Here is a 25,843-nt window from a genome sequence, read left to right as displayed (position 1 = left end):
CCGAGCTATGGCTGCGCTTTGCGCCTTGAGGGGCCGCTCGGCCACGCCGGATTCATTCACACCTTCTGAGCCCGCAAAGGCCGCCGCCCAAAATCGTCGGTTCCGACGACGCTGCGCGGCGGCGCGGCGCCAACAATGCGCTGGACTGCCGAACCGAACCCATCACCGGAGATTTCACATGCCCGAAGCCTATATCGTCGCCGCCGCGCGCACCGCCGGCGGCCGCCGCAACGGCCGCCTTGCCGGATGGCACCCGGCCGACCTGGCCGCCCAGGTGCTCAACGCCCTCGTGGAGCGCACCGACGCCGACCCCGCCCTGATCGAGGACGTCATCATGGGTTGCGTCGGTCAGGCCGGCGAGCAGGCCTCCAACGTGGCGCGCAATGCGGTGCTGGCCTCGCGCCTGCCCGAGTCGGTGCCCGCCACCTCGGTCGATCGCCAGTGCGGCTCGTCGCAGCAGGCGCTGCACTTCGCGGCGCAGGCCGTGATGTCGGGCACGATGGACATCGTCATCGCCGCCGGCGTCGAGAGCATGAGCCGCGTGCCCATGGGCCTGCCCACCACGCTGCCGCTGAAGAACAACCTGGGCTTCTACGTGAGCCCCGGCATGGAAAAGCGCTACCCCGGCATCCAGTTCAGCCAGTTCACGGGCGCCGAGATGATCGCGCGCAACTACGGCATCGAGAAAGACGCGCTCGACCGCTACGCGCTCGAAAGCCACCACCGCGCCATCGCTGCCACCAAGGCCGGCCACTTCGAACGCGAGATCGTGCCCGTCGCCGTGCGCATGGCCGACGGCACCGAGACCGGCGAGCTGCACACCACTGACGAAGGCATCCGCTACGACGCCACGCTGGAGAGCATCGCCGGCGTCAAGCTCATCGCCGAAGGCGGGCGCTGCACGGCGGCCACCGCCAGCCAGATCTGCGACGGTGCCAGCGGCCTCATGGTCGTGAACGAACGCGGCCTGAAGACGCTGGGCGTGAAGCCGCTGGCGCGCATCCACCACATGAGCGTGCTGGGCCACGACCCGGTCATCATGCTCGAGGCCCCGCTGCCCGCCACGCAGCGTGCGCTGCAAAAGGCCGGCATGAAGATCGAGGACATCGACCTGTACGAAGTCAACGAAGCCTTCGCGCCCGTGCCCATCGCATGGCTGAAGGCGCTGGGCGCCGACCCGGCCCGCATCAACGTGAACGGCGGCGCCATTGCGCTGGGCCACCCGCTGGGCGCCTCGGGCACCAAGCTGATGACCACGCTGGTCAACGCCCTGGGCCAGCGCGGCAAGCGCTACGGCCTGCAGACCATGTGCGAAGGCGGCGGCATGGCCAACGTGACCATCGTAGAGCGGCTCTGAAGAAGCCGGGCGGCCCTTGCGTCGCCAACCTGGCAGCGCCCGCGGGGGCGGCGCTGACCTTTTCCGTTCCCTCAAAAAAAGAGATCGACGCATGATTCATGACACCGATCGCGGAGACAAAGAGAACACCCCCCTGTTGCGCATCGACGCGGTGTCGGTGCGCTTCGGCGGCATCGTGGCGCTCGACGGCGTCTCGTTCGACGTGCGGCGGGGCCAGATCTGCGGCCTCATCGGGCCGAACGGGGCGGGCAAGAGCACGCTGTTCAACTGTCTCTCGCGCCTGTACGAGTGCAGCGCCGGCCGCATTGAGTTCGACGGCCATCCGCTCACGCGCCTGCCGCGCCACCGCATGGCGGGCCTGGGCATCGGGCGCACCTTCCAGAACCTGGCGCTGTTTCGCACGATGACCGTGCGCGACAACGTGCTGGTGGGCTGTCACAGCAAGCACCACGCGGGTTTCTTGCGCAACGCCTTCCGGCTGCCCGGCGTGGCGGCCATCGAGTCGCAGGCGCGGGCGCGGGCCGACCAGCTGATCCACTTTCTCGACCTCGAAGCCGTGGCCGAACGCGAAGTGGCCGACCTGCCTTTCGGCACACAGAAGCGCGTCGAGCTGGCCCGCGCACTGGCGGCCGAGCCGCAGTTGCTGCTGCTCGACGAGCCGGCCTGCGGCCTGAACCACGAAGAACTCGAAAGCCTGGGCACGCTGATCCGCGACATCCGCGACCGCCTGAACGTGACGGTGCTGCTGGTCGAACACCACATGAGCCTCGTGATGGGCGTGTCGGACAAGGTGGTGGCGCTGAACTTCGGCAAGAAGATCGCCGAGGGCACGCCGGCCGAGGTGCGCGCGCACCCCGAGGTGATCCGCGCCTACCTGGGTGAAGAGGCAGAAGCGGAGGCCATGGCATGACGACCAACATTCTCGAAGTGCGCGGGCTGCATGCGGCTTATGGCCCGACGCGCGTGCTGCAAGGCATCGACCTCGACATTCCCTCCGGCCAGGTCGTGGCGCTGCTGGGCGCCAACGGCGCCGGCAAGACCACCACGCTGCGCGCGCTGTGCCAGATGATGGTGAGCACCGAGGGCCGCATCATGCTGGCCGGCCAGCGCATCGACGGCCGCTCCACCGAGCAGATCGCCAAGGCCGGCGTGGGCCACGTGCCCGACGGGCGCGGCACCTTCCTGGGCCTCACGACCGAGGAGAACCTGAGGCTGGGCGCCTACGCCCGCGCGAGCAGGGACGGCATCGACGCCGACATGGAGCGTGTGTTCGACTACTTCCCGCGCCTGCGCGAGCGCCGCGCGCAGCAGGCCGGCACGCTGTCGGGCGGCGAGCAGCAGATGCTCGCCATCGGCCGCGCGCTCATGGGCAAGCCGCGCCTGCTGCTGCTCGACGAACCGTCCTTCGGGCTCGCGCCGCTCATCGTGAAGGACATCTTCTCGATCATGCGGCGCATCAACAAGGAAGAGCGCGTGTCGATCCTGCTGGTGGAGCAGAACGCCAAGCTCGCGCTCGACCTGGCCGACTCGGCCTACCTCCTGGAAACCGGCCGCATCGTGCTCTCGGGCTCCGCCGCCGACATCCGCCGCAACGACGCCGTGCGCAAAGCCTACCTGGGCGAATAAGGGCCTCACACCGATGAACGCATTCCTGCACCAACTGCTGGCGGGCCTGGCCACCGGCGGCATCTACGCCAGCGTTGCGCTGGCGCTGGTGATGATCTACCAGGCCACGCACCACATCAACTTCGCGCAGGGCGAGATGGCGATGTTCTCGACCTTCATCGCCTGGAGCCTCATGCAGGCCGGCCTGCCGTACTGGGCCGCCTTCGTCGCGACCGTGGCCCTGTCCTTCGTGCTCGCGGCCGTGGTGGAGTTCACCGTCATCCGGCCCATGCACGACAAGCCGGCGCTGTCGGTGGTGGTGGTGTTCATCGGCCTGCTGGTGATCTTCCACAGCCTGGCGGGCTGGCTCTTCGGCTACACCATCAAGCAGTTCCCTAGCCCGTTCCCGTCGGACGCGTGGTTCGGCAGCGCCATGATGTCGGCGCACGAGATGGGCGCCATCGGCGTCACGCTGCTGGTGGTGCTGCTGCTGTTCGCGTTCTTCCGCTTCACGCCGCTGGGCCTGGCGATGCGCGCCGCGGCGCAGAACGCGGCCTCGTCGCGGCTGGTGGGCATCAACGTCGGGCGCATGCTCATGCTGGGCTGGGGCCTGGCCGGCGCCATCGGCGCGGTGGCCGGGATGATGGTCGCGCCCGTGGTCTTCCTCGACCCGCACATGATGACCGGCGTGCTGCTCTACGCCTTTGCCGGCGCGCTCATCGGCGGCATCGACAGCCCCGTGGGCGCGGTGCTCGGCGGCTTCATCGTCGGCGTGCTCGAGAACCTCATCGGCACCTACGTGGTGGGCACCGAACTCAAGCTGTCGGTGGCGCTGGTGCTGATCGTCGGCGTGCTCATCGTCAAGCCTTCCGGCCTCATGGGCCGCAAGTTGGTCACCCGGGTCTGATCGCATGAACTCTCCCCAAGCTTCCTCCCTGCCGACTGCCATGGCACCGCTCGCCGGGTCGGCCGATGCACGCACCGCCGCCAAGCCCTCGCGCTCGCCGCTCCTGTGGGTCGGCCTGCTGATCGTGCTGGCCATCGGCATCACCTTCGTGGCGCGCGGCTACCAGCTGTTCCAGGCGACGATGGTGATCTCGTATGCCATTGCGCTGCTGGGCCTGAACATCCTCACGGGCTACAACGGGCAGATTTCGCTGGGCCACGGCGCCTTCTATGCCATTGGCGCCTACACCACCGGCATCCTCATGGAGCATGCGGGCGTGCCGTACTGGCTCACGGTGCCGGCGGCGGCCGTGGTGTGCCTGATCGTCGGCTACCTGTTCGGGCGGCCCGCGCTCAAGCTCGAAGGGTTGTACCTGGCGCTGGCCACCTTTGCGCTCGGCGTGGCGATGCCGCAGCTGCTCAAGTACAAGCACCTCGAGGCCTGGACCGGCGGCGTGCAGGGCATCGTGCTCATGAAGCCTGCTGCGCCCTTCGGCCTGCCGCTCAACGAAGACCAGTGGCTCTACCTGTTCTCGCTGTTCGTCGCGGTCGTGATGTTCTTCATTGCCCACAACCTGCTGCAAAGCGGCAGCGGCCGGGCCATGCGCGCCATCCGCGACCACGCCATGGCCTCCGAGGCGATGGGCGTGGACAACAGCCACTACAAGGCCATGACCTTCGGCGTCTCGGCCGCGTACACCGGCGTGGGCGGCGCGCTGTCGGCCATCGCGGTGCAGTTCGTGGCGCCCGATTCGTTCACGCTCTTCCTGTCGATCTCGCTGCTGGTGGGCATCGTGGTGGGCGGCGTGGGCACGCTGTACGGCGCGATCTTCGGCGCCATCTTCATCATGTTCGTGCCCTCGCTGGCCGAGAAGGTCTCCAAGGCCGCGCCCTGGGCGGTGTACGGCGTGGTGCTGATCGCCTTCATGTTCGCGATGCCCGGCGGCGTGGTCGGGCTGCTGCGCAAGCTCCAGGCACGCTTCGCCCGTGCACGATGACGCGGCGCTGATCGCGAACGCACTGCAGCGGCTGGCCGGGCGGCTCGTGCCCGATGGCCATGCGGTGCAGGCCGTGCGCCGGCTCTCGGGCGGCGCCAGCCAGCAAACCTGGGCTTTCGATGTGGCGACGGGCGGCGCGGGCCAGGCCCAGCCGCTGGTGCTGCGCCGCGCGGCCGATGCCAGCGGCGCGCGCGTCCTGGGCACCGCGGGCCTGACGGCGGAAGCGCAGCTCATCGAAGCCGCACGCACAGGCGGCGTGCCCGTGCCCGGCGTGCGCCATGTGCTGCAGCCGGCCGACGGGCTCGGCGAAGGCTTCGTCATGGATCGCATCGAGGGCGAAACCCTGGGCCGCCGCATCGTGCGCGACGAGCGCCTGGCCGGCGCGCGCCGCGTGCTGGCGCGCCAGTGCGGCGCGGCCATGGCGCGCATCCACCGCCTGCCCGCACACCAGCTGCCGCCGCTGCGCACGGCCGCCGCGCGGGCGGAGCTTGATTTCCAGATCGGCCTGCACCGCAGCCACGGCACCGCGCGCCCCGTGTTCGAACTCGCCTTCCGCTGGCTGCGCGCGCACGCACCGGCCGACGTGCCCGCGCTGGTGCTCGTGCACGGCGACTTCCGCAACGGCAACCTGATGGTCGGCGAGGAGGGCCTGCGCGCCGTGCTCGACTGGGAACTCGCGCACCTCGGCGATCCGATGGAAGACCTCGGCTGGATGTGCGTGCGCTCCTGGCGCTTCGGCCACGGTGCGCTGCCCGTGGGCGGCTTCGGCACGCGCGAGCAACTGTTCGAGGGCTACATGGCCGAGGGTGGGCAGGTCGATGCGGAACGCGTGCGCTGGTGGGAGGTGCTGGGCACGCTCAAGTGGGGCATCGTCTGCGAAGCCATGGTGCATGCCTGGCTCAGCGGCCGCGAGCGCGATGTGGAGAAGGCCGCCATCGGCCGTCGCGCCTCGGAGGCCGAATCGGACCTGCTGGCGCTGCTCGCCCCCGAGGAAGAGGCCGCCTGATGCAGGACCGTCCCGACATCGTCGAGCTGCTCGAGGCCGTTGCCACCTTCCTGCGCGAGCAGGTGGTGCCGGCCACCGAAGGGCAGGTTGCGTTCCACGCGCGCGTGGCGGCGAACACGCTCGACATCGTGCGACGCGAAGTGCAGTTCGGTCCCACGGCGCAAGCAGGTGAACTGACGCGGCTGCACGCACTGCTGGGCCCTGATGCACCCGCCGACCTGGCCGAAGCCAACCGCCTGCTCTGCACCCGCATCGCCTCGGGCGAACTCGACCCCGCCACCCCCGGCCTGATCGACCACCTGCGCCAGACCACGTGCGACAAGCTCGCCATCGACCAGCCCGGCTATGCCGCCGGCACGAAGAAGAAAGACTGAGCCATGGACTTCGACCTGCCCCGCGACCTCGTCGATTACCTCGCCGAACTCGACGCCTTCATCGACCGCGAGATCGCGCCGCTGCAGGCGCAGGACGACAACGAGCGCTTCTTCGACCACCGCCGCGAATGGGCCCGCACCGACTTCGAGAACGGCGGCCTGCCGCGCCCCGAATGGGAAGCGCTGCTGGCCGAGGCGCGCCACCGCGCCGACCGCGCGGGCCACCTGCGCTTTGCGCTGCCCGCCGAATTCGGCGGGCGCGACGGCAGCAACCTCTGGATGGCCGTGATCCGCGAGCACTTTGCCGCGCGCGGCCTGGGTCTGCACAACGACCTGCAGAACGAACACTCGATCGTCGCCAACAACCCCTTCGTGCTGGCCATCCGTGACTTCGGCACGCCCGCGCAGTGCGACGAACTCATCCAGGGCATGCTCGACGAGCGCGTGCGCCTGACCTTCGGCCTCACCGAGCCGCAGCACGGCTCCGACGCCACCCACATGGAAACCCGCGCCGTGCCCGAGGCACGCCACGGCCGCGCCGGCTTTCGCATCGACGGCGAAAAGATGTGGACCACCGGCATGCACACCGCCACGCACTGCGTGCTGTTTGCGCGCACGAGCGGGCGCGACGGCGACGCGCGCGGCATCAGCGCCTTGCTCGTGCCCGCGCAGGCCGAGGGCGTGAAGATCGAGGAGTACCTCTGGACCTTCAACATGCCCACCGACCACCCGCGCGTGAGCTTCACGAACGTGTGGGTGCCTGAAGACGCCGTGCTCGGCCCGCTCGACGGCGGCCTGGCCATTGCCCAGCACTTCGTGCACGAGAACCGCATCCGCCAGGCCGCGTCGAGCCTGGGCGCCGCCGACTACTGTGTGCGCGAGAGCGTCAAGTACGCGCGCGAGCGCAAGCCCTTCGGCGAAGAGCTGGCGCGCAACCAGGGCATCCAGTTTCCGCTGGTCGAGCTGGCCACGCAGGTCGAGATGCTGCGCCTGCTCATCCGCAAGACCGCGTGGCAGATGGACCAGATGCCCAAGCCGCAGGTCGAGAAGCAGCTGTCCGACAAGGTCTCGATGTGCAACTACTGGGCCAACCGTCTGGTGTGCGAGGCCGCCGACCGCGCGATGCAGGTGCACGGCGGCATCGGCTACTCGCGCCACAAGCCCTTCGAACACATCTACCGCCACCACCGCCGCTACCGCATCACCGAGGGCTCCGAAGAAATCCAGATGCGCAAGGTGGCGGGCCACCTCTTCGGCTACATGGGGCCGAACCGGGCCACGGCCTGAACCGCTTTCCGACGACTGACGACGCAGGCCACCCGGCCACTCAGCAACACAGAAGGAGACACGCGACATGGTTCATCCGCTTTCCCGCCGTACCGCCCTGGTGGCTGGCCTTGCCACGCTCTGCACCAGCCTGCCGGCCCTGGCCCAGAAGAAGCCCGAAGCCGGCGTGAGCGACGCCGAAATCGTGCTGGGCATGCCCATGCCGCTGTCGGGGCCCGTGTCGGGCTACTCGGTGGTCGGCAAGGTGGCCGAGGCCTACTTCAAGAAGCTCAACGAGCAGGGCGGCATCCACGGGCGCAAGGTGCGCCTGCTGATCTACGACGACCAGTACTCGCCGCCCAAGACCGTCGAGGTGGCGCGCCGCCTCGTCGAGGAAGACCAGGTGCTCGCCATCTTCGGCAACCTGGGCACCGCGCCCAACATGGCCATCCAGCGCTACATGAACGCCAAGAAAGTGCCGCAGCTGTTCGTGCAGTCGGGCGCCTCGCAGTTCGACGACGCCGCCAAGTACCCGTGGACCGTGCCCTTTCTCGGCAGCTACCAGGGCGAGGGCCGTGTGTTCGCGCGCCACATCATCGAGAACCGCCCCGACGCCAAGATCGCCGTGCTCATGCAGAACGACGACCTCGGGCGCGAAGTGCTCAAGGGTCTGCAGGAAGGCCTGTCGAAACAGGGCAAGGCCAAGATCGTGGCGCAGGCCACCTTCGAGGTGACCGACCCCACCGTCGATTCGCAGGTGGTGCAGCTCAAGTCGTCGGGTGCCGACGTGCTCGTGATGGCCGCCACCGCGCGCACCGCCGCGCAGGCCATCCGCAAGGTCGCCGACGTGGGCTGGACGCCCGACCGGTACCTCAATTTTGCGGCCGCCTCCGTGAAGATGGCCTTCGAGCCCGCGGGCGCCGACAAGGCCAAGGGCGTGGTCGCGCTCGCCGTCTACAAGGAGCCCATGAGCCCGCGCTGGAGCCGCGACCCCGAGGTGCTCGAGTACCTCGAGCTGCTCAAGACCCACGCCAGCGGCGTCGACCCGAGCAACGGCAGCGGCGTGTCGGGCTACATCGTGGCGCAGCTCATGGCCCACGTGCTGCGCGAGGCCGGCGCCAACCCCACGCGCGAGAGCGTGCGCGTGGCCGCCAGCACCCTCAAGAGCCCGCGCATCTCGATGCTGCTGCCCGGCGTGGCCATGGCCAATTCGGCCGCCGACCTGCACGCCTACGCGTCGATGCAGCCCGTGCGCTTCAACGGCGTGGACCTCGACCCGGTCGGGCCCGCGCTGAACATGAAGTGAACCCCCTTTGTCTACCCACGCCCTTCGGAGCCCACCCATGAGCCAGCCTGATGACCAGGACCCCCTTCTGTACGAGCGCGACGGCGACGTCGCCATCCTCAGCTTCAACATTCCCAAGCGCCTCAACCCGCTCACCGTGCCACTGCAGGAGGCCTTGCGCCAGCGGCTCGCACAGTTGCGCGACGAAGGCGAGGTGCGCGCCGTGGTGCTCACCGGCGTCGGCAAATCGTTCTGCGTGGGCGCCGACCTCGGCAGCATGGACGCCAGCGCGCCCGGCAGCCTGGGCCAGCGCACGGCCGACGCGATGGAGGCGATGTCGAACCGCCTCATCGAAGACCTGCGCAGCATGCCCTTCCCCGTGGTGAACGCCGTCAACGGCCCCGCCGCGGGCGCCGGCGTGGGCGTGGCGCTGGCCGCCGACGTCGTGCTGGTGGCGCGATCGGCCTACTTCTACCTGCCCTTCATGCCGCGCCTGGGCATCGTGCCCGACCTGGGCACCACCTGGTTCCTCGAGCGGCTCGTGGGCCGCGCGCGCGCCGTCGGCATGTCGCTGCTCGGCGAGCGCCTGTCGGGCGAGCAGGCCGCGCAATGGGGCCTCGTGTGGGCCTGCGTGGACGACGCCGAACTGCGCGCCCAGGCCGTGGCCGTTGCACAGCGGCTCGCGCGCCTGCCTGCACACGCCGCGCGCGAGATCCGCGCCGTGTACGAATCGGCCGCGAGCCAGTCGCTCGTCGGCCAGATGCGCCACGAGGCCGAGCGCCAGCGCGAGCTGATCGACCGGCCCGACTTCGCCGAAGGCGTGAAAGCCTTCCTGGAGAAACGCGAGCCCGTGTTCCGCCGGCCATGAGCGCAGCTGCAGACGCCACCCCCGCAGGCATCGAGTTCGACGCCGACCGCCTGCAGCGCCACCTGCGGCAGGCGCTGCCCGAGCTCGAAGGCCCGATGCGCCTGGCGCGCATCGGCGGCGGGCAATCGAACCCCACCTTCTTCGTCGACTTCGACAACCGCGCGCTGGTGCTGCGCAAGCAGCCGCCCGGCGAACTGCTGCCCTCGGCCCACGCGGTCGATCGCGAGTACCGCGTGCTGCGCGCACTGGCCGCCACCGACGTGCCCGTGCCGTGCACCGTGCAGTACTGCGACGACCGCACCGTGGTGGGCACGCCCTTCTATGTGATGGAGAAGCTCGAAGGCCGCGTGCTGTCGAACTACGCGCTGCCCGGCATCGCACCCGCCGAGCGCCGCGCGTACTACTTCGCGATGGCCGAGACCCTGGCGCGCCTGCACGCGGTCGACTTGGCCGCCGTCGGCCTCACCGACTACGGCCGCCCCGGCAACTTCTTCCAGCGCCAGATCGCGCGCTGGACCCGCCAGTGGGAGGCCTCGCGCACGCGCGAAGACGCCAACATCGAGCGCCTCATCGCCTGGCTGCCCGTCAACCTGCCGCCGGGCGACCAGACCACCATCGCGCACGGCGATTTCCGTTTCGGCAACCTCATGTTCCACCCCACCGAGCCGCGCGTGATCGCCGTGCTCGACTGGGAGCTGTCCACCCTGGGCCACCCGCTGGCCGACGTGGCCTACAACTGCATGGCCTGGCACACCGGCGCCGACGAGTTTGAGGGCATGCAGGGCATCGACCTCGCGGCCGAAGGCATTCCCACGCAGGCCGAGTACATCGCCCACTACCAGCAGGCCGGCGGCTGCGCCGAGCCGGTGACGAACTTCCACCTGGCGTTCTCGCTGTTCCGTTTTGCCGTGATCCTCGAAGGCATCGCGGCGCGCGCGAAGAGCGGGAGCGCTGCGGCGGCCGATGCGGTGCAGGTGGGCGCGCAGGCCGCGGGGTTTGCGCGGCGGGCGGTGGCGTTGATCGACTAGAAATCTGCGCCTGAGAAGCCTCCGTATCATTTCGACTGTCCCTCGGTACAGCGAAAGAGTCCATGCTTCTCATCAGATCCGCCACGAGCGGCCTCTTCGGATTTATCGATCTCGGAGGGGAGGTCGTTGTTTCTCCGCAGTTTCATGACGTCGGGCCTTTTGCCACGAACGGCCTTGCGGTTGCGCGATTGGATATCGAAAGCGAAACCGGCCTCGGGTTCATCGATCGAACGGGTCGCACCGTGGTCGGCCCGTCGTTCCATCAGGCCGAAGATTTTTCCAGCCAGGGCATCGCCAAGGTGATCCTCGACCGGGAACAGCTGTTTCAGCACGGCTTCGTGGACGCCAAGGGCCGCAAGGTCTTCGCGTCGGTTTTTGAGTATGCCCGCTCGTTCGACGACTCGGGCCTCGCGATGATCCGGACCCCGGAAGGCACCTGCGGATGCATCGATGTCCGAGGGGAACTGGTGGTTCCGACCCTCTACGACGGGATCGGTGCATTCGCCGTCAATGGTCTCGCCAAGGCCAGGCGCGCCGACTTCATAGGATTCATCGACGTCACCGGCAAGGAAGTGCTGCGCCCGGCATTCAAGACATTCGATGAGTTCGATGCGTGCGGGCTGGCGACCTTCAAGGGAGGCAACCATCGCCATGGCTACATGGACGCGAGCGGTGAACCCCGAATTCCGGCCCGCTATGTGGAGGCTGCCGGCTTCGCCAAGAACGGACTGGCCAAAGTCCGCATCGGGGAGAAATGGGGCTTCATCGACACGGCTGGGAATGTGGCAATCGACCCCGTCTTCGACGACCTGTCGAGCTTCTGCTATGCAGGGTTCGCCGTCTTTCTGCACACGAACCACAAGTGGGGATGCATCGATGCCACGGGCGAGGTGGTCATCGATCCGGTGTACGACGACATCGATCTGTCGTTTGATCCGCAGGTGCTTGAGGTCGTGCGCGACGGTGTTCGTGGCTACATCACGAAGGCCGGCACGTGGATCGGCAACTATCTCCGGTAGGCGCCGGCTGACCTGCTAGCCGGGCAGGGCGTCCGTCAGCCGCCGATGGGCGAGCACAGCTCGACCAGCGTGCCGTCGGGGCAGCGCACGTACGAGACCACCTGCCCCCAGGGCTTGGTCACCGGCGCCGACAGCTGCGTGGCGCCGGCCGCGAGCGCGCGGCTGTGCGCGGCGGGCACGTCGGGCGTCACGAGGCCCAGCTCCATGCCCAGCGGTTGCGCGGAGTCCGAGGCGGCGACATGCCCGCCCGGAAAGTTGGAATCGCCGAGCGCGTGTGCGGCGAACGCCAGCGTGGTCTCGCCAGTTTCGAGTTCGCCATAAGTGCCCGATTCGTGCAGGAAGCGCGTGGGCAGGCCGAAGGCTTGCTCGAAGAACTTCAGCGACTGAGCGACGTCGGGAACGTAGACGATGGTGTAGCCGAGTTTCATGCTGTGCGGCCCGTGACTTACTTACTGCGCTTCCAGCCGCTCTGCAATCTCGCGCGCCCCGAGTTCCCGCACCGTGGCCAGTCGCTCCAACTGCGCCGCACGCGGGCGCGCCTTGCCTTGTTCCCAGTGATAGATCGTCTGGCCCGACACGCCGACCAGCTGCCCATAGATCGCCGCGGACAGCCCGAGCTTGGCGCGGTGCGCGGCCAGCCGGTTGGCGCTGAAGCGGCGCTTGGGGCCGCCCGCGTCGGCGTCGTCACCCGCAGCACCGGCGGCGGCCGGCGCCTGACGCGCGGAGCCCTTGGCGACCTTGCGCAATTCCTTTTCGAGCGCGCTCACCTGACGGCGCAAGTCGGCAATCGATGCGCGGTGCGCGACGGAGGCCTTCTTGAGGGTTTCGATTTCCGCTCGCACTTCCTTGCGAGCGACACGGGAGATTTCGGCTTTGAGGATGGAGGCGATGTTTGGCATGGGGGGATTGTGCTCAATTTGGGGACACAAATGGAGGGGGCGCTCTGTAGGCGGAAGCCGTCGTTTGCGGGCAACAGGTGTTTGAGCCCCCAATTAGTCTCGGAACTTTTTCGCTAAACGCCGAATTCCATCGCACCGATGGATGCTTGTCTGAGGCGTTTAACCAAGGCCGTGCCTATCTCGCAGAGAGGTTCCATGCGACGATTCGGGGCCGCGTTATCGGCTGGTATTGGACATTCGTCAAAAAACAATTTGCGCCAATGGCGAGTCCACGCACACACGGGCGCTGTTACAGGGAGCACACATGGCATTTACTTCCGGTATTCGAAAAGCTTTGCTTGGCGGATGCTTCTTGCTGGCCGGGCTGACCGCATTCGCCCAGCCGGAGCTGTATCGAAGCGTTCTGGATCTCAGCTACAAGAGCGCAAGGCCCGCTCTTCCGGTCGCCGCCTACCGAAATATCAGCGGGGCGGAATTCAGGTCGATGGTGAGCAAGGCGTTCCAGAAGTCGGACTTCTCTCTTGTGGCTGTGGGCCAGCAGAAGAACAAGTCGACGATCTTCGAGTTCAAATTCAATGCGGATCCGAAGTGGCGGTTCGTGCCGACAGTTCTCGTATCTGCCGAGGAGTTGCTCGATGGAAAGAAGAAGTGCAATCCATGCTACTTGAGATTTTTCGAGATAAAAAACGCGCCAGAGGTCAAGGCGCTTCCGTGGATGGCTCAGTACGACCTGAGCGCGCGGCTCTTACTGGCGATCGACAACGCGTACGCGACGATCGAGTCTGCCGGGCGCGAACATATCGACCCTGCGTTTCGGTTCGACTACAAGCGGCAATGGGAAGGGGAAAAGACCTTGTTCGGCAACGCCTTCGTTGGCCTCAGTTTGCCCAGCCTCAAGGAGAACATTGTTCGCGCTTACCAGCGCGCTGGCTTCCAGCCCATTGAAGGCGAGGCTCCTCCGAAGGCCCCCGAGCTCACTCTGGCTTTCAGCTTTCCCGTGGATCCGGCCAAGGAGGGCGGGGTGGTCTACAAGGTGAAGGTCCTCAGCCAGTACGACGCGGACGGCCATTGCTACCCCTGCGAGGTCATTGAATACTTCGATCCGCACCAGCAACTTCCCCCGGCGGGTCTGTCCGGCGTCGTGAGCCGTGCGAGCCTCGAGTCGAGATTCACGGCAGCGCGGAATGCGGCATACGAAAGCATGCGTACCGACCTCGAACGTTATCTGCGGCCTCGCACCGTGTTCTCGGTGCCGCCCAAACCCGCGCCCCTCGGGTCGCCACGCCCCCCGCCCATGCCGGTTGCGGCGACATGACCGCCCAGGCGCAGCTTGCGGCTGGGAGCGGCACCAACACCGCGATGCGCCAGGAGCATTGGCTCATCTTTGGCAACCTGTTCGCAGCGCTGACGGCCGGCGCGCTGGCATCGTGGTCCGCGCCGATGATGCTGGCCATTCTCTATATCAATGTATGGCTGCTGGCGAATCCTCATCTGGTTGCGACCTACACGCGCATCGGCGCGATCTATTCGCACCTTCGCCTGCGCTGGGTCCTGATCGTTGTCGCACCTCTCTTGATATTGGCGGCTTTGACGGTCATTGCGCTGGCCTATGAAGCGGCCGGGTTGCTTGCCCTGTATTTCGTGCTTCAGACGTTCCATGTTGCCCGCCAAAGCTATGGAATCGCCAGACGTCATGACCGGCGGCTTCAGGTGCCTTTCCGGAAGCTGCCCTATTTGCTGGTCTATTTGTTTCCCGCGTGGGGGTACCTGCATCGCAGCGCGCAGGCGCCCCAAAGCTTCCTGGGGTACCCCATCTGGTTTCCTCCCGTTCCGCAGGAGTTGACCTTTGCAGTGGGCATCGCGGCCATCGCCGGCGCATTGTTCTGGTTCGCTCGCCTGATGATGCAGGCCAGGAGCGAGAAGCCGACGAATGAGCCCTTCAACAGCTTCGTGCTCTCGCACCTGGTGATTTCGCTGGTTGCCTATGTCTGGATCAGCGACATCACGGTGGGCTGGTTGGTGGTCAACGTCTGGCACAACATCCAGTACCTGATATTCGTCTATCGCCAACGGCGGACCGAAGTCATGACGGGACAAAGCAGCGAAGAATCAGACAGTGCTTCGGTGCGACGCAAGTCGTTGGTTGAGGTTCTGAAATCGCCAGCGACATTTTTTCTGACGTGTTCCATCGGGGGAGCTGCCTTGTTCGTGGCCGCCGATCATGTGGGAGAGAGCCTTCTTTGGCTGGGGCTTCCGACGGTTCTTATTGCGCACTTCGTCTTGAACTTCCATCACTACTTGGCGGACGCCGTGATATGGAGGCGGCGTCGTGCAGGCAAGCCTGAAGAGGTTTCGCAGTGCTGATTAACGCGGCCCGCCTCGCTTCACTCACGTCCGGCGCCTGACCTCACCGCTCACCAGCAGCGGCGTTTCCGTCACGATCGGTTGAAAGGGCCCGTGGGGTGCGCTCACCGGTTCCCATGTAGCGCTCGATCGCAGCTTTCTGCGCACGCAAGAGGGCCGCTTCATCGCCATTCCCAAGGCGCTCATGCTCTTGGGCCGCCAAAGACCAGGCGCCTATCTCGGCGCCGATGATCTCCTGGCAATCCATGTCCGAAAGCTCTCTTCTGGGAACGTCGCCATTCAGACCGAAGACTGGAACGGGGACAGTGCTTGCCGGAACGGCCGAAGCGTTGTCCAACGCGGAAAGAACGGATCGCAATGCCGAGATTGCGACGGAATCTTTCGCCTTCATTGCCAGGAGCAGATCGCCACTCAACTGCCGTCGCAGAGGCGTTTTCATGTCTTTCATTTCGTAGATGTCCCTGCATGTCGTTTGCACGGATCGCCCGATGACGGCGCGAAGAGGTGCGGCCAAGTCGCTTGCAACAAGTTCACAGCATCGACGGGCGGTCGCTCAGGCGCATTTTGCCCTCCGCCTCCGTCCCGAAATTCCGGCAGGTGAAGCCGGGCAGGATGAAGCAAAAAGGCCCTGCGCGGGTCCGCGATACCGGGATACCCGGAGTGGCAGGAGGCGCTACCTCCCGGATAACACGCCGCGATCATCGCCATGCTCGGAACAATCGCGCGGAACAGCTCCGCGCGATTCGAGCGCGGGCATCACTACTGCCAGTCCAGCGATGCACGGAACGCCGCATTTACTCGCCATTCTTCGAAGAGAGCTTGCCGCCGCCGGGTTCACCCTCGGCGACATAGCGACTGCGCTCGGCACGTCAGAACGGCGTGCCGAAACCTTGATGGCGAACGGGACCATGAAACTGCGGGATATCGACAAGCTTGTCGAACTGCTGCACCTGGATTTCGATGAAATCCTGAGCGAGGTGGGCTATCCCCGGCCCGTCGGCGCACCGCTGGCTCTTTCAGCTTCCGTTTCGAGCCGATTCGAAGAGGGATGAATCGCGCGAGGCGCGCATTGCACACCGCCTTCACCACCAAGCGCCGCACGCAGTGACTGAGTCGTGACATCGGCCGCTTCGATCCGCCGCTGCAGTTCCTCATTCACCAACCGCACCAACGCCCCCAGCTCCGTGCGCGTCGGAAAGACTTCTTCCGTCTCCCCCACACGCTGCGGAACGATGAGCTTCTCGATGCACGCGTAGGCGCGTTGCACTGCATGAAGACTGTCGACGTCATCACACGCCTGCAGCGCGAGCGATTCGGCACTGGCGGTTTCTTCAGAAGACGCAGGAAGCGAAGACGCGTGCGCGGACGCGCGGGGAGATGCAGATGCAGCCATGAATGGCCTCCAAGGGTTTCGGTTTGCTGAAACCGACGCACCCAACGCCAATTGAGGGCGGCAGCTCGACGGGTTGGCGTACCGGGAAACCACTTGCGTGAAACCGGCCGGGCTCGCGCCCGCCCATCGAGCCGCCTAAACAGGAAGGAGGCACGAACGACAAAGCCGCAGACCCTGCGGGGTGGCTGCGGCTTTTACGTCGCAGTGATTTCATCGGGACGCCAATCCCGATCACGCCCTGTGTGGACGTGATCGGCGCAGTATAGCCACGGACATGGCCGCAGCGCAGGCGCTCCCGATCACCGCTGGCGCACTACTTCACGGTGCCGCCAGATACGCCTCGACCGTCTTCCCCCACAGCCCCTGCTGCGCAATCAGCCCGTGCCCGTTCATGCCGGCCTCCAGCGTGAAGCTCTCGAAGCGCCCCTTGCCGCCTGCGTCGCGAAAGGCTTCGAAGTTCTTGCGGCTGTGCGACATCGCGTAGAACGGGTCGTTCTCGCCGTAGAGCCACAGCGTGGGCTTGGCAAAGGCCGCGCCGCGGCGGAAGGTGGCGGGGTTGATGGCGTCGGCGGCGTTGCCGGGGCACTTGTCGCCCATCCAGCCGCCGACGAAGTTGATGACGCCCTGGAACATGTCGGGGTGCAGGCCCGCATACACAACCGCGAGGATGCCGCCGCGTGAGTGGCCTGCGATTTCCATGCGACGGGTGTCGACGTCGGCCACGGCGCGGTCGAAGCCGGCCAGGGCGATGGCGGGCTCGCAGCTGTAGTGCTCGCGCTTGGCGGTGAAGCCTTCGTCGTACAGGCCGTCCGACTGGCCGCGTCCGCGCCGCTGCGGATAGGCGATGAGCCAGCCGCGTTGCGTGAACCAGCGGGCGGTTCGCTCGGGCGCCCAGGTCTGCTTGAACAAGGCCGGGTCGTTGCCGATGCCGGTGGAGCCGTGGTTGAACACGACCGTGGGGAACGGGCCGGCGCCGTCGGGCTTGTAGATGACCATCTCGAGCGTGACGGGCGCGCCGTTCTCGACGAAGGGTGTGGGCACGCGCACGACGCTGCGTTGCAGCGGCTGCTGCTGTACCTGTGGCTGTTGCTGCGGTTCCGGTCGCTGCGCCCAGCCCGCGCCGCAGAAGGCGAAGAGCGACGCGAACGAGGCGGCCACGAGCGCGGCGGTGCGAAGGCGATTCATCTTTTGCTTCATGAGCGAGTGCTTTCGGAAGTGGGCAAGGACGCCGCCGCATTCTGCCCCGGGGCCTGCCCTTCGCTGTCGCGTTGCGCGGGCACCCGCCACCGCAGCGCGCCGCTCGCGAGCACCACACCGGGCACCACGAACGACAGCGCCAGCAGCGCGGGGCGCGTGACGGGCTCGTTCATCCACCACGCCGCGCCGAGCGTGGTCAGCACGGGCACGAGCGCGGACGACAGCGCGGCGCGTGCGGCCCCCAGCCGCGTGATCGCCATGCCGTAGACGACCAGCCCCAGCAGGCCGGCGACCACGCCTTGCCCCGCGGCCTGCATCGCGATGTCGCTCCACGGCGCGGCGAACAGTCGCGGCGGGCCGGCGAGCCACAGCAGCGGCAACAGCAGCAGGGTCGAAGCGCCGTTGACGAAGGCCGCGCCCTGCCACGCGCTCATGCCGCAGCGGCCGAAGGCCAGGGAGTAGACGGTCCACAACAGGGCCGCCAGCAGAAAGAGCAGGTCGCCGCGCCAGTGCTGCTGGCGCAAGCCCTCGCCGAAGCTGCCCGCCGCGAACACGGCCATGCCGACGGCGATGCCGGCCAGCCCGAGCAGGCGCAGGCCGTGCACGCGCTCGCCCCGGTAGACCCACGCGCCCAACGCGGTGAAGAGCGGCAGGCTGCCGGCCATGAAGATGCCCATGTGGCTGGCAGGCGCCCACTGCGCGCCGGCCAGAACCAGCAGGCCGAAGGGCAGGCCGCTGCCGACGACGAGCAGCACGAGCGCGCCGCGCGACGCACCCGGCGGCACGAGCCTGCCGCGCAGCCACAGCGGGCTGAGCAGCAGCGCGGGAATGCCGTAGCGCAGCAGGGCGAGGTCCATCGGCCCGAGCGCGGTGGCAGTCACGCCGTGGCGCGACAGCAGCTGCCAAGCGCTGCCGATGAGGGCGGCGGCCAGCGCGGCGAGCGCGCCGGTCCAGAGGGTGCGAGGCGATGGCGTCATCGGGCCAGTCTGTGGCCCGGGCGGCACGAAAGCTATCAGATTCGTGCGCCTGCTGCGCCGGCCGGCCCGAGCACGCGACGGGCTTCGCCGAGCGTGACGCCCACGCCGCGCCGGAACACGGCGCCCAGGTGGCTCTGGCTGCAGTAGCCCAGGTCGTGCGCGAGGCCGGCCAGGTCGCGCTCGCCGTCGGCCAGCCGCTCCATCGCCGCCGCCAGCCGCAGGTGCTGGCGGTACTGGTGCAGGCTCAGGCCGGTCTGCTGGCGAAAGCGCCGCGCCAGGTGAAAGGGCGAGCGCGACACGGCCTCGGCCAGTTCGTCCAGCGAGAGAGCAGGCCGCGCGCCCGGGCCGCTGCCTTCGGTCAGCAGCAGCTGCCGTGCGCGTGCGACGGCGCCGTGCCAGGGCGCCTGGTGCGGCGCGCTGCCCAGCTCGGCGACGAGCGCGGCCACCAGGGCCGCGGCCTGTGCGCTGTCGGTGTCCGGCAGCTGGCGCCGTGCCGCGTGCATGCGGTACAGCGCCTGCGGGGTCAGCAGGCAGACGCTCACGCCCGCCGCGCTTTCACCTTGGGCCGGGCTCACCGATGCCTGGCCGCTGACCACGAGGCTGTGCCGCACGGTCGCGGTCTCGGGCCGCAGCCGGTAGGCGGTGGCATCGCCGAAGCGGATGGCGGTGAGCGCGTCGGTCAGCCAGGTGTGCTCGCCCGAGCGCACGTCGAGCCGCGTGCGCCCGATGGGGAAGACCACGCGCGGCGAGGCCACGGTGTACAGGTCGCTCCACGCGGGCCCCTGCGGCGCGTGCAGGCGCACATGCGCCACCTCGAACCCGCGTCCGGCATAGAGAAGGGTGCGGTCTTGCGGCATGCGAAGCGTGAACGCACGACAGGGTGGGTCAGCCCAGCGCGGTCCAGTTGCAGCGCAGCTCGTACTGCGCGCCGCGGTAGCTGAGCGTGCCCGTCGCGCCGGCCACGCGCAGCGCCACGGCCACCTGCGGGCGGTCCAGGCCGGTGCCGCGCGCGCGCATGAACTGGCGGCGATGGTCGACGAAGCGCTGCTGCAGGCTGAAACGTTCGGTCTCGCCGGCATCGGAGGCGGTGTTCGCCACGATCAGCTCGGTCAGCTGGCCGGTCGAGAGGCTGAACTGGATCTCGACCGCGTACGGCCGGCCGTCGCACTGCAGGCTGCCGTTCGCAAAGGCGGGCGAGAGGCCAAGGAGCAGAAAGCAGGGCAGGGCGAGAGCGAGGAGGCGGCGGTGCATGTCGCAGTGGGTGCAGGTGGCGGCCCGCCACCATACCCCAAGCAGGTGAAACACACCCGTACACACCCAGACACACCCGCCGGCGCGTCACCCCACCTTGCGCGCGCGCCCCTCCCAGTGCGGCTCGCGCAGCTTGTACTTGAGCATCTTCCCCGCCGGCGACAGCGGAATCTCTTCGCGAAACTCCACGCTGCGCGGGCACTTGTAGCCGGCGATCAGCGTCTTGCAGTGCGCCACCAGCGCCTCGGCGCTCAGGGCCTCGCCGGCGCGCAGCACGACCACGGCATGCACGCGCTCGCCCCACTGGTCGTCGGGCACGCCGACCACGGCGCACATCGAGACCTGCGGCAGCTGGGTGATGGCGTTCTCGACCTCGGCCGAGTAGATGTTCTCGCCGCCGCTCACGATCATGTCCTTGAGCCGGTCGACCACGTAGACGAAGCCGTCGGCGTCCATCACGCCGCCGTCGCCGGTGTGCATCCAGCCGTCACGCAGCACCTCGGCGGTCTGTTCGGGCTTGTTCCAGTAGCCGGCCATCACCATCGGCCCGCGCGCGGCGATCTCGCCGACGGTGCCGTTCGGCACGGGGCGGCCGTCGGCATCGACGATGCGCACTTCGGCGATGGGCACGGGCCGCCCGGCCGAGCGGCGGCGCGCGGCGGGCTGGTCGGGCTGGTGGCACCAGGTGGGCAGCACGGTGACCACGGGCGACAGCTCGGTCATGCCGTAGAGCTGGCAGAAGCCCGCGCGCGGCAGCTTGTCGATGGCCTGCAGCAGCAGCGCGTCGTCGATGGGCGCGGCGCCGTACAGCACCAGCTGCAGCGGCGTGGTGTCGAACTCGGCAAAGCGCGGGTGCTCGATGAGCCGCTTGAGCATGGTGGGCACCATGAAGGTCTCGCTGGCGCGCTCGTTCTGGATCGCCTCGAGCACCTTCACTTCGTCGAAGGCCGGGATGATGACCTGCGTGCACAGCCGCATCATCAGTTGCAGCGTGAGGCTGGTGCCGCCCACGTGGAACATGGGCGCCATGTTCAGGCCCACGGCCTCGGCGGGGCGCGTGGCCGCCATGTTGGCCGAGAGCTGGCCGGTGTAGAGGTTGCCGTGCGTGAGCATCACGCCCTTGGGCAGGCCGGTGGTGCCGCCGGTGTACATCACGGCGGCCAGGTCGGCGCCGCCGCGCCGCGCGTCGGGCACGGGCTGCGCCTGCGCCATGAGGGCTTCGGCGTCAGCCATGCCGTCGGGCGCGGGGCCGTCGCCGAAGTGCACCAGCGTCTTCAGCGAACGCGAGAGTTCGCGCTGCTGCTGCGCCACGGCGCCGAAGTGCGCATCAGACAGCAGGATGCGCGTGTCGCAGTCGTCCAGCGAGTACGCGACCTCGCGCGCGCTCCAGCGGATGTTGACCGGGTTGATCACGCCGCCCGCCCACCAGGTGGCGTAGAGGTACTCCACGTAGCGGTCGGAGTTCAGCGCCAGCAGGCCCACGCGGTCGCCGGGTTGCAGGCCCAGCGACTGCAGCACGGCCGCGAGCCGCGCCACGCGGTCGACGAACTGGGCGAAGGTGCTGCGGCGCTCGCCGCACACGAGGGCGGTGGCGCCGGGGCGTTCCTGCAGGGCCTTGTGCAGGGGCTGGGTGAGGTCCATGGACTGCGGTCTCCGTCGGTCGGTTCGTTGTTGTGCGCCGAGTATGGAATGGCCGCGCCGAGCCGGCATCGTCGGAAGCGACGGGATCGAAAGCGCTGCGGCGGCCAAAGTCGTCCGAAGCGACGGTGACCGGCCAAGGGCTGCGCGCGACCATCGCCGAAGAACGAACGATTCGACTGTTCGACCGACCGGAGACAAGCCATGCATTCCTTCCCGACCGACCCGGCGCGCCGCCGCCTGATCCACGGCGCGGCGCTCGCCGCCGCGGGCACCGCGCTGCCCTTCCTGGCGCGCGCCCAGGGCCTGTTCGGCAAGCAGCCGATCACGCTGCTGGTGCCGTACCCCGCGGGAGGCGCCACCGACGTGCAGGCGCGCGCGCTGGCGCTGGCGGCCTCGCGCGAGCTGAAGCAGCAGATCGTGATCCTCAACCAGCCCGGCGTGGCCGCCACGCTGGCGCCGACCACCATGGCGCGCAAGGCCGCGCCCGACGGCTACACGCTGTCGCTCATGCTGAGTTCGCTGTACCGGCTGCCGCACCTGCAGAAGGTGAGCTACGACCCGGCCACCGACTTCACCTACGTGGCCAACGTGACGGCCGCCACGCTGGGCATCACGGTGCGCCAGGACGCGCCGTGGAAAGACCTGAACGCGCTGCTGGCCGCGGCCAAGGCCAAGCCGGGCGAGGTGTCGTACGGCACCACGGGGCGCGGCGGTACCTCGCACGTGTCGATGGAGCGGCTGGCCGCGCTGGCGGGGGTGAAGTTCAACTTCATTCCCTTCAAGGGCGCGGCCGAGCTGTACAACGCGCTCATGGGCGGCCATGTGGACGCGGTCTCCGAGGCCGGTTTCGGTGCCGCCGTGGCGGGCGGGCGCGTGCGCCTGCTGGCCTCCTTCAACGAGGCGCGCTCGCCCACGCGGCTGAACGTGCCGACCGTGAAGGAACTCGGCTACGACGTGGTGGCCAACGGCTCGTGGGGCATCGCCGGCCCGCGCGGCATGGACCCGAAGGTGGTGCAGGCGCTGCAGGAGGCCTTCCGCAAGGCCGTGGACGACCCCGAGTTCCTGCGCACGCTCGACCTCAACGACTACGTCAGGTTCTACATGGACAGCCCCGCCTACACGGCCTGGGCACACAAGACCTATGCCGACGAGAAGCGCTTCGTGAGCGACCTGCGCATCAAGCTCGACGACTGAACCCGACCTTCCTTCCTGCTGCCATGACTTCTTCCTCCTCTTCTTCTCTTCACTGCTTCCTCCACCCCAAGGCCATCGCCTTCGTCGGCGCCACCGAGCGCTCGGTGTGGTCCAACGCGGCGCTCGCCAGCCTGCGCACGCTGGGCTACGCGGGCCAGCTCTACCCGGTCAACCGGCGCGGCGGCAGCTTTCATGGCATGGCGGCGGCCACCTCGGCCGAGGCCATCGGCGAGCCGGTCGACACGGCGCTGCTCATGGTGCCGGCCGACGCGCTCGACGACGCGCTGGCCGACCTGCAGCGCGCGGGCATCGGCAACGCCGTGCTGCTGAGCTCGGGCTTCGCCGAAGCCGGCGAGGAAGGCCGCGAGCGCCAGCGCCAGCTCACGGCCAAGGCGCGAGCGCGCGGCCTGCGCATCCTCGGGCCCAACTGCCTGGGCTTCGTCAACTTCGTCGACCGCTCGGCCGTGTGGACCGCCTCGCTGCGCGAGCCGCTGCCGGCGGGCACGCTGGGCATCGTGTCGCAAAGCGGTGCGCTGGCGGGGCAGCTGTCGTTCATGGCGCAGGTGCACGGCATCGGCCTGAGCCGCATGGTGTCGACCGGCAACGAGTCGGACATCGACATCGCCGAGGTCATCGACTACCTGGTGGACGACGAGCACACGCGTTCCATCGCCGTGTTCGCCGAGACCGTGCGCGACCCGCAGCGCTTTGCCGCCGCGGCCGAGCGCGCGCTGGCCGTGGCCAAGCCCATCGTGGTGCTGAAGATGGGCAGCAGCGAGATCACGGCGCAGGCCGCGCAGGCCCACACCGGCTCGCTGGTGGGCGACGACCGCGTGTTCGACGCTATGTGCCAGCGCCTGGGCCTGATGCGCGAGCGTTCCATCGAAGACCTGGTGTTCACCGCCGCCTTCGCCAGCATGACCGGGCCCTTCGCGGCCGGTGGGCTGGCGGCCGTGTCGATGTCGGGCGGCATGTGCGAGATCTTTGCCGAGCGCGCCGAGGAAGAAGGCCTGGCGCTCACGCCGCTCGCGCCCGCCACCGAGGCCGCGCTGCGCGAGGTGCTGCCGGGCTACGGCACGCCGCAGAACCCGCTGGACGTGACTGGCGCGGCCATGCTGGAGCCCGAGCTGTTCGGTAACGCCCTCGAAGCGCTGGTGCGTGACCCCGCGCTGGGCGCCGCCATCGTCGTGGCCGACGTGCCCAACGCGCCGGCCAACGACACGCCGCTGAACCGCGCCGTGCTGGCGCAGGTGGCGCGCGGGCTGTCGGCCAGCCCGGTGCCGGCCATCGTCTGCAGCCACTACGTGATGCAGGTGAGCGAGCGGTCGCGCGAGCTCATCGCCGAGACCGGCATCCGCCACATCGCCTGCGGCATTCACCACGCGATGAGCGCGGCGGGGGCGGTGCACCGCTGGTCTGAAACGCTGCGCCGGCGTCAAGGCGCGCAAGGTGTCGCTGCCGCGGTGCCGGCCACGCCGCCCGCGCAGCCTTTGCGTTCGGAGCGCGAGACGCTCGACTGGCTCTCGCAGCGCGGCGTGCCGGTGGTGCCCGTGCGGCTGTCGCGCAGCGCCGATGAGGCCGCGCGCTTCGCTCAAGAGCTTGGCGGCCCGGTCGTGCTGAAGATCGCCTCGGCGCAGATCGCGCACAAGACCGAGGTCGGCGGCGTGGCGCTGAACCTGCAGGGCGCCGACGCGGTGCGCGCGGCCTGGCAGGCGATGGATGCGCGCGTGCGCGCCGCGCGGCCCGAGGCCGAGATCGACGGCATCCTCGTCGCGCCGATGCGTCAGGGCGGGCTCGAACTGTTCGTCGGCACCGTGCGCGATCCGCAATGGGGCCCGGCGCTGGCCGTGGGGCTCGGCGGCATCTGGGTCGAGGCGCTGCGCGACACCAGCCTGCGCCTGCTGCCCGTGACGCCCGCCGAGGTGAAGGACATGCTGGCCGAGCTGCGCGGTGCGCGCCTGCTCGACGGCTGGCGCGGCGCACCCGCGGCCGACCGCGACGCCATCGCCGAAGCCGTGGCCGCCATCGGCAACGCGGCGCTTGCGCTCGGCCCCGAACTGGTCTCGCTCGAAGTCAACCCGCTGCGGGTGGACGGCGGCACGGTCGAGGCGCTCGATGCGCTGGCCGTGTGGGGCGCGGCGGGCTGAACGACTTTCATCGTCAAGAAAACCAACAGGAGACTTCTTCCATGCTGCAACGACGTCGATTCGCGCAATGGGGCGCGAGCGGACTGCTGGCCCCCGCGCTCGGTGCCTTGCCGAAAGCACAGGCGGCCGACGCCTACCCGACCCAGCCGATCAAGGTGATCGTGTCGTCGGCGGCCGGCGGGCTGGTCGACGGCATCGCGCGCACCATCGGCGAACGCATCGCCAAGCCGCTGGGCCAGCCGGTGCTGATCGACCCCAAGCCCGGTGCGAACGGCGCCATTGCCGCGTCCTTCGTGGCCAAGGCGCCGGCCGATGGCCACACGCTGTTGTTCGCCGTCAACTCCTTCGTGCTCGCGCCGTTGCTGATGGCCAAGCCCGGCTACGACGTGTTCAAGGACTTCGCGCCCGTGTCGCTGTCGAACTACGGGCTGCTCGTGTTCGCGGTGGGCGAGGGCGTGCCGGCCAAGAGCATGCGCGAGTTCGTCGCCATGGCCAAGGCGCAGCCCGGCAAGCTGAGCTTCGGCTCGGCGGGGCAGGGCTCGTCGGGTCACCTCTACGGCGAGAAGCTCATGCGCGACGAGGGCCTGCAGATGACGCACGTGCCCTACAAGGGCGGCGCGCCGCTGATGATCGACATCCTCGGCGGCCAGGTGCAGGGCGGCTTCGTCACCATGGGCGAGGCGCTGCCGCACGCGAAGTCGGGCCGCGCGAAATTGCTGGGCGTGTTCGGCACGCGCCGCATGCCGCTCGCACCGCAGATCCCCACCTTCACCGAGCAGGGCTTCAAGGGCTACGAGCACGGCGGCTTCTGGGGCTTCTTCGCGCCCACCGGCACGCCGCAACCGGCCATCGACAAGCTCGCCGGCGCCGTGCGCCAGGCCGTGGCGCAGCCTGATCTGCAGGAACGCATGATCGGTTTGGGGCTGGAGCCTTCGGGTGAAGGGCCGGGTGAGTTGATGGCTGCGGTGCGCAGAGAGAACCTGCTGTGGTCGCGGCTCATCAAGGACATGAACTTGAAGCTCGAATAGA

General features: G+C 68.5%; 27 protein-coding genes. 18 read left to right on the top strand and 9 right to left on the bottom strand.

The window, feature by feature from the left end; translation table 11 throughout:
• The first annotated feature begins 178 nt into the window (after nucleotides 1-178).
• The 12 genes from ACAM52_RS28780 to ACAM52_RS28725 all read left to right on the top strand — a co-directional run bounded on the left by ACAM52_RS28780 (nucleotide 179) and on the right by ACAM52_RS28725 (nucleotide 11,751).
• The gene (locus tag ACAM52_RS28780; protein ID WP_062478155.1) at nucleotides 179-1,357 is read left to right on the top strand and encodes an acetyl-CoA C-acetyltransferase; all 1,179 of its coding nucleotides are present in this window, start codon (nucleotides 179-181) and stop codon (nucleotides 1,355-1,357) included.
• Between the two features lie 91 nt (nucleotides 1,358-1,448).
• Complete coding sequence (locus ACAM52_RS28775; protein ID WP_062478152.1) at nucleotides 1,449-2,267, top strand: ABC transporter ATP-binding protein; 819 nt, start codon at nucleotides 1,449-1,451, stop codon at nucleotides 2,265-2,267.
• On the top strand, nucleotides 2,264-2,983 hold the full coding sequence (locus ACAM52_RS28770) for an ABC transporter ATP-binding protein (RefSeq protein WP_369645243.1): 720 nt from the start codon (nucleotides 2,264-2,266) through the stop codon (nucleotides 2,981-2,983). The genes ACAM52_RS28775 and ACAM52_RS28770 overlap by 4 nt, the downstream gene beginning before the upstream one ends.
• A 13-nt stretch (nucleotides 2,984-2,996) precedes the next feature.
• A complete protein-coding gene (locus ACAM52_RS28765) occupies nucleotides 2,997-3,869 on the top strand; it encodes a branched-chain amino acid ABC transporter permease (protein ID WP_056577629.1) in 873 nt (290 codons plus the stop codon).
• 40 nt (nucleotides 3,870-3,909) lie between these two features.
• The gene (locus tag ACAM52_RS28760; protein WP_369645242.1) at nucleotides 3,910-4,905 is read left to right on the top strand and encodes a branched-chain amino acid ABC transporter permease; all 996 of its coding nucleotides are present in this window, start codon (nucleotides 3,910-3,912) and stop codon (nucleotides 4,903-4,905) included.
• The gene (locus ACAM52_RS28755; RefSeq protein ID WP_369645241.1) at nucleotides 4,895-5,911 is read left to right on the top strand and encodes a phosphotransferase family protein; all 1,017 of its coding nucleotides are present in this window, start codon (nucleotides 4,895-4,897) and stop codon (nucleotides 5,909-5,911) included. Before ACAM52_RS28760 ends, ACAM52_RS28755 begins: the two co-directional genes overlap by 11 nt.
• Nucleotides 5,911-6,285 (top strand): DUF6285 domain-containing protein, encoded by a 375-nt coding sequence (locus tag ACAM52_RS28750; RefSeq protein WP_369645240.1) that lies wholly within the window; start codon nucleotides 5,911-5,913, stop codon nucleotides 6,283-6,285. Before ACAM52_RS28755 ends, ACAM52_RS28750 begins: the two co-directional genes overlap by 1 nt.
• A gap of 3 nt (nucleotides 6,286-6,288) precedes the next feature.
• Complete coding sequence (locus ACAM52_RS28745) at nucleotides 6,289-7,572, top strand: acyl-CoA dehydrogenase family protein (protein WP_369645239.1); 1,284 nt, start codon at nucleotides 6,289-6,291, stop codon at nucleotides 7,570-7,572.
• 67 nt (nucleotides 7,573-7,639) lie between these two features.
• Nucleotides 7,640-8,857, top strand: coding sequence for an ABC transporter substrate-binding protein (locus tag ACAM52_RS28740; protein WP_369645238.1), 1,218 nt, complete (start codon nucleotides 7,640-7,642; stop codon nucleotides 8,855-8,857).
• Between the two features lie 37 nt (nucleotides 8,858-8,894).
• Entirely contained in the window at nucleotides 8,895-9,704 is an 810-nt protein-coding gene (locus ACAM52_RS28735) for an enoyl-CoA hydratase-related protein (protein ID WP_369645237.1), read from the top strand.
• A complete protein-coding gene (locus tag ACAM52_RS28730; RefSeq protein ID WP_369645236.1) occupies nucleotides 9,701-10,732 on the top strand; it encodes a phosphotransferase in 1,032 nt (343 codons plus the stop codon). The genes ACAM52_RS28735 and ACAM52_RS28730 overlap by 4 nt, the downstream gene beginning before the upstream one ends.
• A gap of 62 nt (nucleotides 10,733-10,794) precedes the next feature.
• Complete coding sequence (locus tag ACAM52_RS28725) at nucleotides 10,795-11,751, top strand: WG repeat-containing protein (protein ID WP_369645235.1); 957 nt, start codon at nucleotides 10,795-10,797, stop codon at nucleotides 11,749-11,751.
• A gap of 35 nt (nucleotides 11,752-11,786) precedes the next feature.
• Here ACAM52_RS28725 and ACAM52_RS28720 read toward each other — a convergent pair whose 3' ends face one another.
• Nucleotides 11,787-12,179 carry a VOC family protein gene (locus ACAM52_RS28720; RefSeq protein WP_159272848.1) on the bottom strand — a complete coding sequence of 131 codons (393 nt, stop codon included), beginning with the start codon at nucleotides 12,177-12,179 and terminating at the stop codon, nucleotides 11,787-11,789.
• Between the two features lie 21 nt (nucleotides 12,180-12,200).
• Nucleotides 12,201-12,650, bottom strand: coding sequence for a DNA-binding transcriptional regulator (locus ACAM52_RS28715; RefSeq protein ID WP_070062806.1), 450 nt, complete (start codon nucleotides 12,648-12,650; stop codon nucleotides 12,201-12,203).
• 304 nt (nucleotides 12,651-12,954) lie between these two features.
• On the opposite strand from ACAM52_RS28715, the gene ACAM52_RS28710 reads away from it, so the two are divergent.
• Nucleotides 12,955-13,965 carry a hypothetical protein gene (locus ACAM52_RS28710; protein ID WP_369645234.1) on the top strand — a complete coding sequence of 337 codons (1,011 nt, stop codon included), beginning with the start codon at nucleotides 12,955-12,957 and terminating at the stop codon, nucleotides 13,963-13,965.
• Entirely contained in the window at nucleotides 13,962-15,014 is a 1,053-nt protein-coding gene (locus tag ACAM52_RS28705; protein ID WP_369645233.1) for a hypothetical protein, read from the top strand. The genes ACAM52_RS28710 and ACAM52_RS28705 overlap by 4 nt, the downstream gene beginning before the upstream one ends.
• Nucleotides 15,015-15,057: 43 nt before the next feature.
• Here the strand turns inward: ACAM52_RS28705 and ACAM52_RS28700 are convergent, their stop codons facing one another.
• The gene (locus tag ACAM52_RS28700; protein ID WP_307696449.1) at nucleotides 15,058-15,453 is read right to left on the bottom strand and encodes a hypothetical protein; all 396 of its coding nucleotides are present in this window, start codon (nucleotides 15,451-15,453) and stop codon (nucleotides 15,058-15,060) included.
• Between the two features lie 337 nt (nucleotides 15,454-15,790).
• Between ACAM52_RS28700 and ACAM52_RS28695 the strand changes: the two genes are divergently transcribed.
• Nucleotides 15,791-16,066 carry a hypothetical protein gene (locus tag ACAM52_RS28695; protein WP_369645232.1) on the top strand — a complete coding sequence of 92 codons (276 nt, stop codon included), beginning with the start codon at nucleotides 15,791-15,793 and terminating at the stop codon, nucleotides 16,064-16,066.
• On the opposite strand, the gene ACAM52_RS28690 is transcribed toward ACAM52_RS28695, so the two are convergent.
• The 6 genes from ACAM52_RS28690 to ACAM52_RS28665 form a co-directional block, all read right to left on the bottom strand.
• On the bottom strand, nucleotides 15,997-16,407 hold the full coding sequence (locus ACAM52_RS28690; protein ID WP_369645231.1) for a hypothetical protein: 411 nt from the start codon (nucleotides 16,405-16,407) through the stop codon (nucleotides 15,997-15,999). The two genes, ACAM52_RS28695 and ACAM52_RS28690, sit on opposite strands and share 70 nt — an antisense overlap.
• A 318-nt stretch (nucleotides 16,408-16,725) precedes the next feature.
• A complete protein-coding gene (locus tag ACAM52_RS28685) occupies nucleotides 16,726-17,592 on the bottom strand; it encodes an alpha/beta hydrolase family protein (RefSeq protein WP_369645230.1) in 867 nt (288 codons plus the stop codon).
• Between the two features lie 8 nt (nucleotides 17,593-17,600).
• A complete protein-coding gene (locus tag ACAM52_RS28680) occupies nucleotides 17,601-18,581 on the bottom strand; it encodes a DMT family transporter (RefSeq protein WP_369645229.1) in 981 nt (326 codons plus the stop codon).
• A 35-nt stretch (nucleotides 18,582-18,616) separates the two neighbouring features.
• Entirely contained in the window at nucleotides 18,617-19,438 is an 822-nt protein-coding gene (locus ACAM52_RS28675; protein ID WP_369645228.1) for a helix-turn-helix transcriptional regulator, read from the bottom strand.
• 28 nt (nucleotides 19,439-19,466) lie between these two features.
• Nucleotides 19,467-19,832 (bottom strand): hypothetical protein, encoded by a 366-nt coding sequence (locus tag ACAM52_RS28670; RefSeq protein ID WP_369645227.1) that lies wholly within the window; start codon nucleotides 19,830-19,832, stop codon nucleotides 19,467-19,469.
• Between the two features lie 87 nt (nucleotides 19,833-19,919).
• Nucleotides 19,920-21,473: a long-chain fatty acid--CoA ligase gene (locus tag ACAM52_RS28665; protein WP_369645226.1), complete on the bottom strand. Its 1,554-nt coding sequence runs from the start codon at nucleotides 21,471-21,473 to the stop codon at nucleotides 19,920-19,922.
• A 201-nt stretch (nucleotides 21,474-21,674) separates the two neighbouring features.
• Between ACAM52_RS28665 and ACAM52_RS28660 the strand changes: the two genes are divergently transcribed.
• The 3 genes from ACAM52_RS28660 to ACAM52_RS28650 are packed head-to-tail and all read left to right on the top strand — an operon-like array spanning nucleotide 21,675 to nucleotide 25,842.
• A complete protein-coding gene (locus ACAM52_RS28660; RefSeq protein ID WP_369645225.1) occupies nucleotides 21,675-22,667 on the top strand; it encodes a tripartite tricarboxylate transporter substrate binding protein in 993 nt (330 codons plus the stop codon).
• A gap of 23 nt (nucleotides 22,668-22,690) precedes the next feature.
• A complete protein-coding gene (locus tag ACAM52_RS28655) occupies nucleotides 22,691-24,814 on the top strand; it encodes an acetate--CoA ligase family protein (RefSeq protein WP_369645224.1) in 2,124 nt (707 codons plus the stop codon).
• Nucleotides 24,815-24,855: 41 nt separating this feature from the next.
• Nucleotides 24,856-25,842: a tripartite tricarboxylate transporter substrate binding protein gene (locus tag ACAM52_RS28650; RefSeq protein WP_139704328.1), complete on the top strand. Its 987-nt coding sequence runs from the start codon at nucleotides 24,856-24,858 to the stop codon at nucleotides 25,840-25,842.
• The last annotated feature ends 1 nt before the right edge of the window (nucleotide 25,843 follow it).

Origin of the sequence: Variovorax sp. V118 (assembly GCF_041154445.1) — a bacterium.
Classification (GTDB): domain Bacteria; phylum Pseudomonadota; class Gammaproteobacteria; order Burkholderiales; family Burkholderiaceae_C; genus Variovorax; species Variovorax boronicumulans.
Note: the sequence above shows the minus strand (reverse complement) of the source record. Positions and strands in the feature narration are given on the sequence as shown.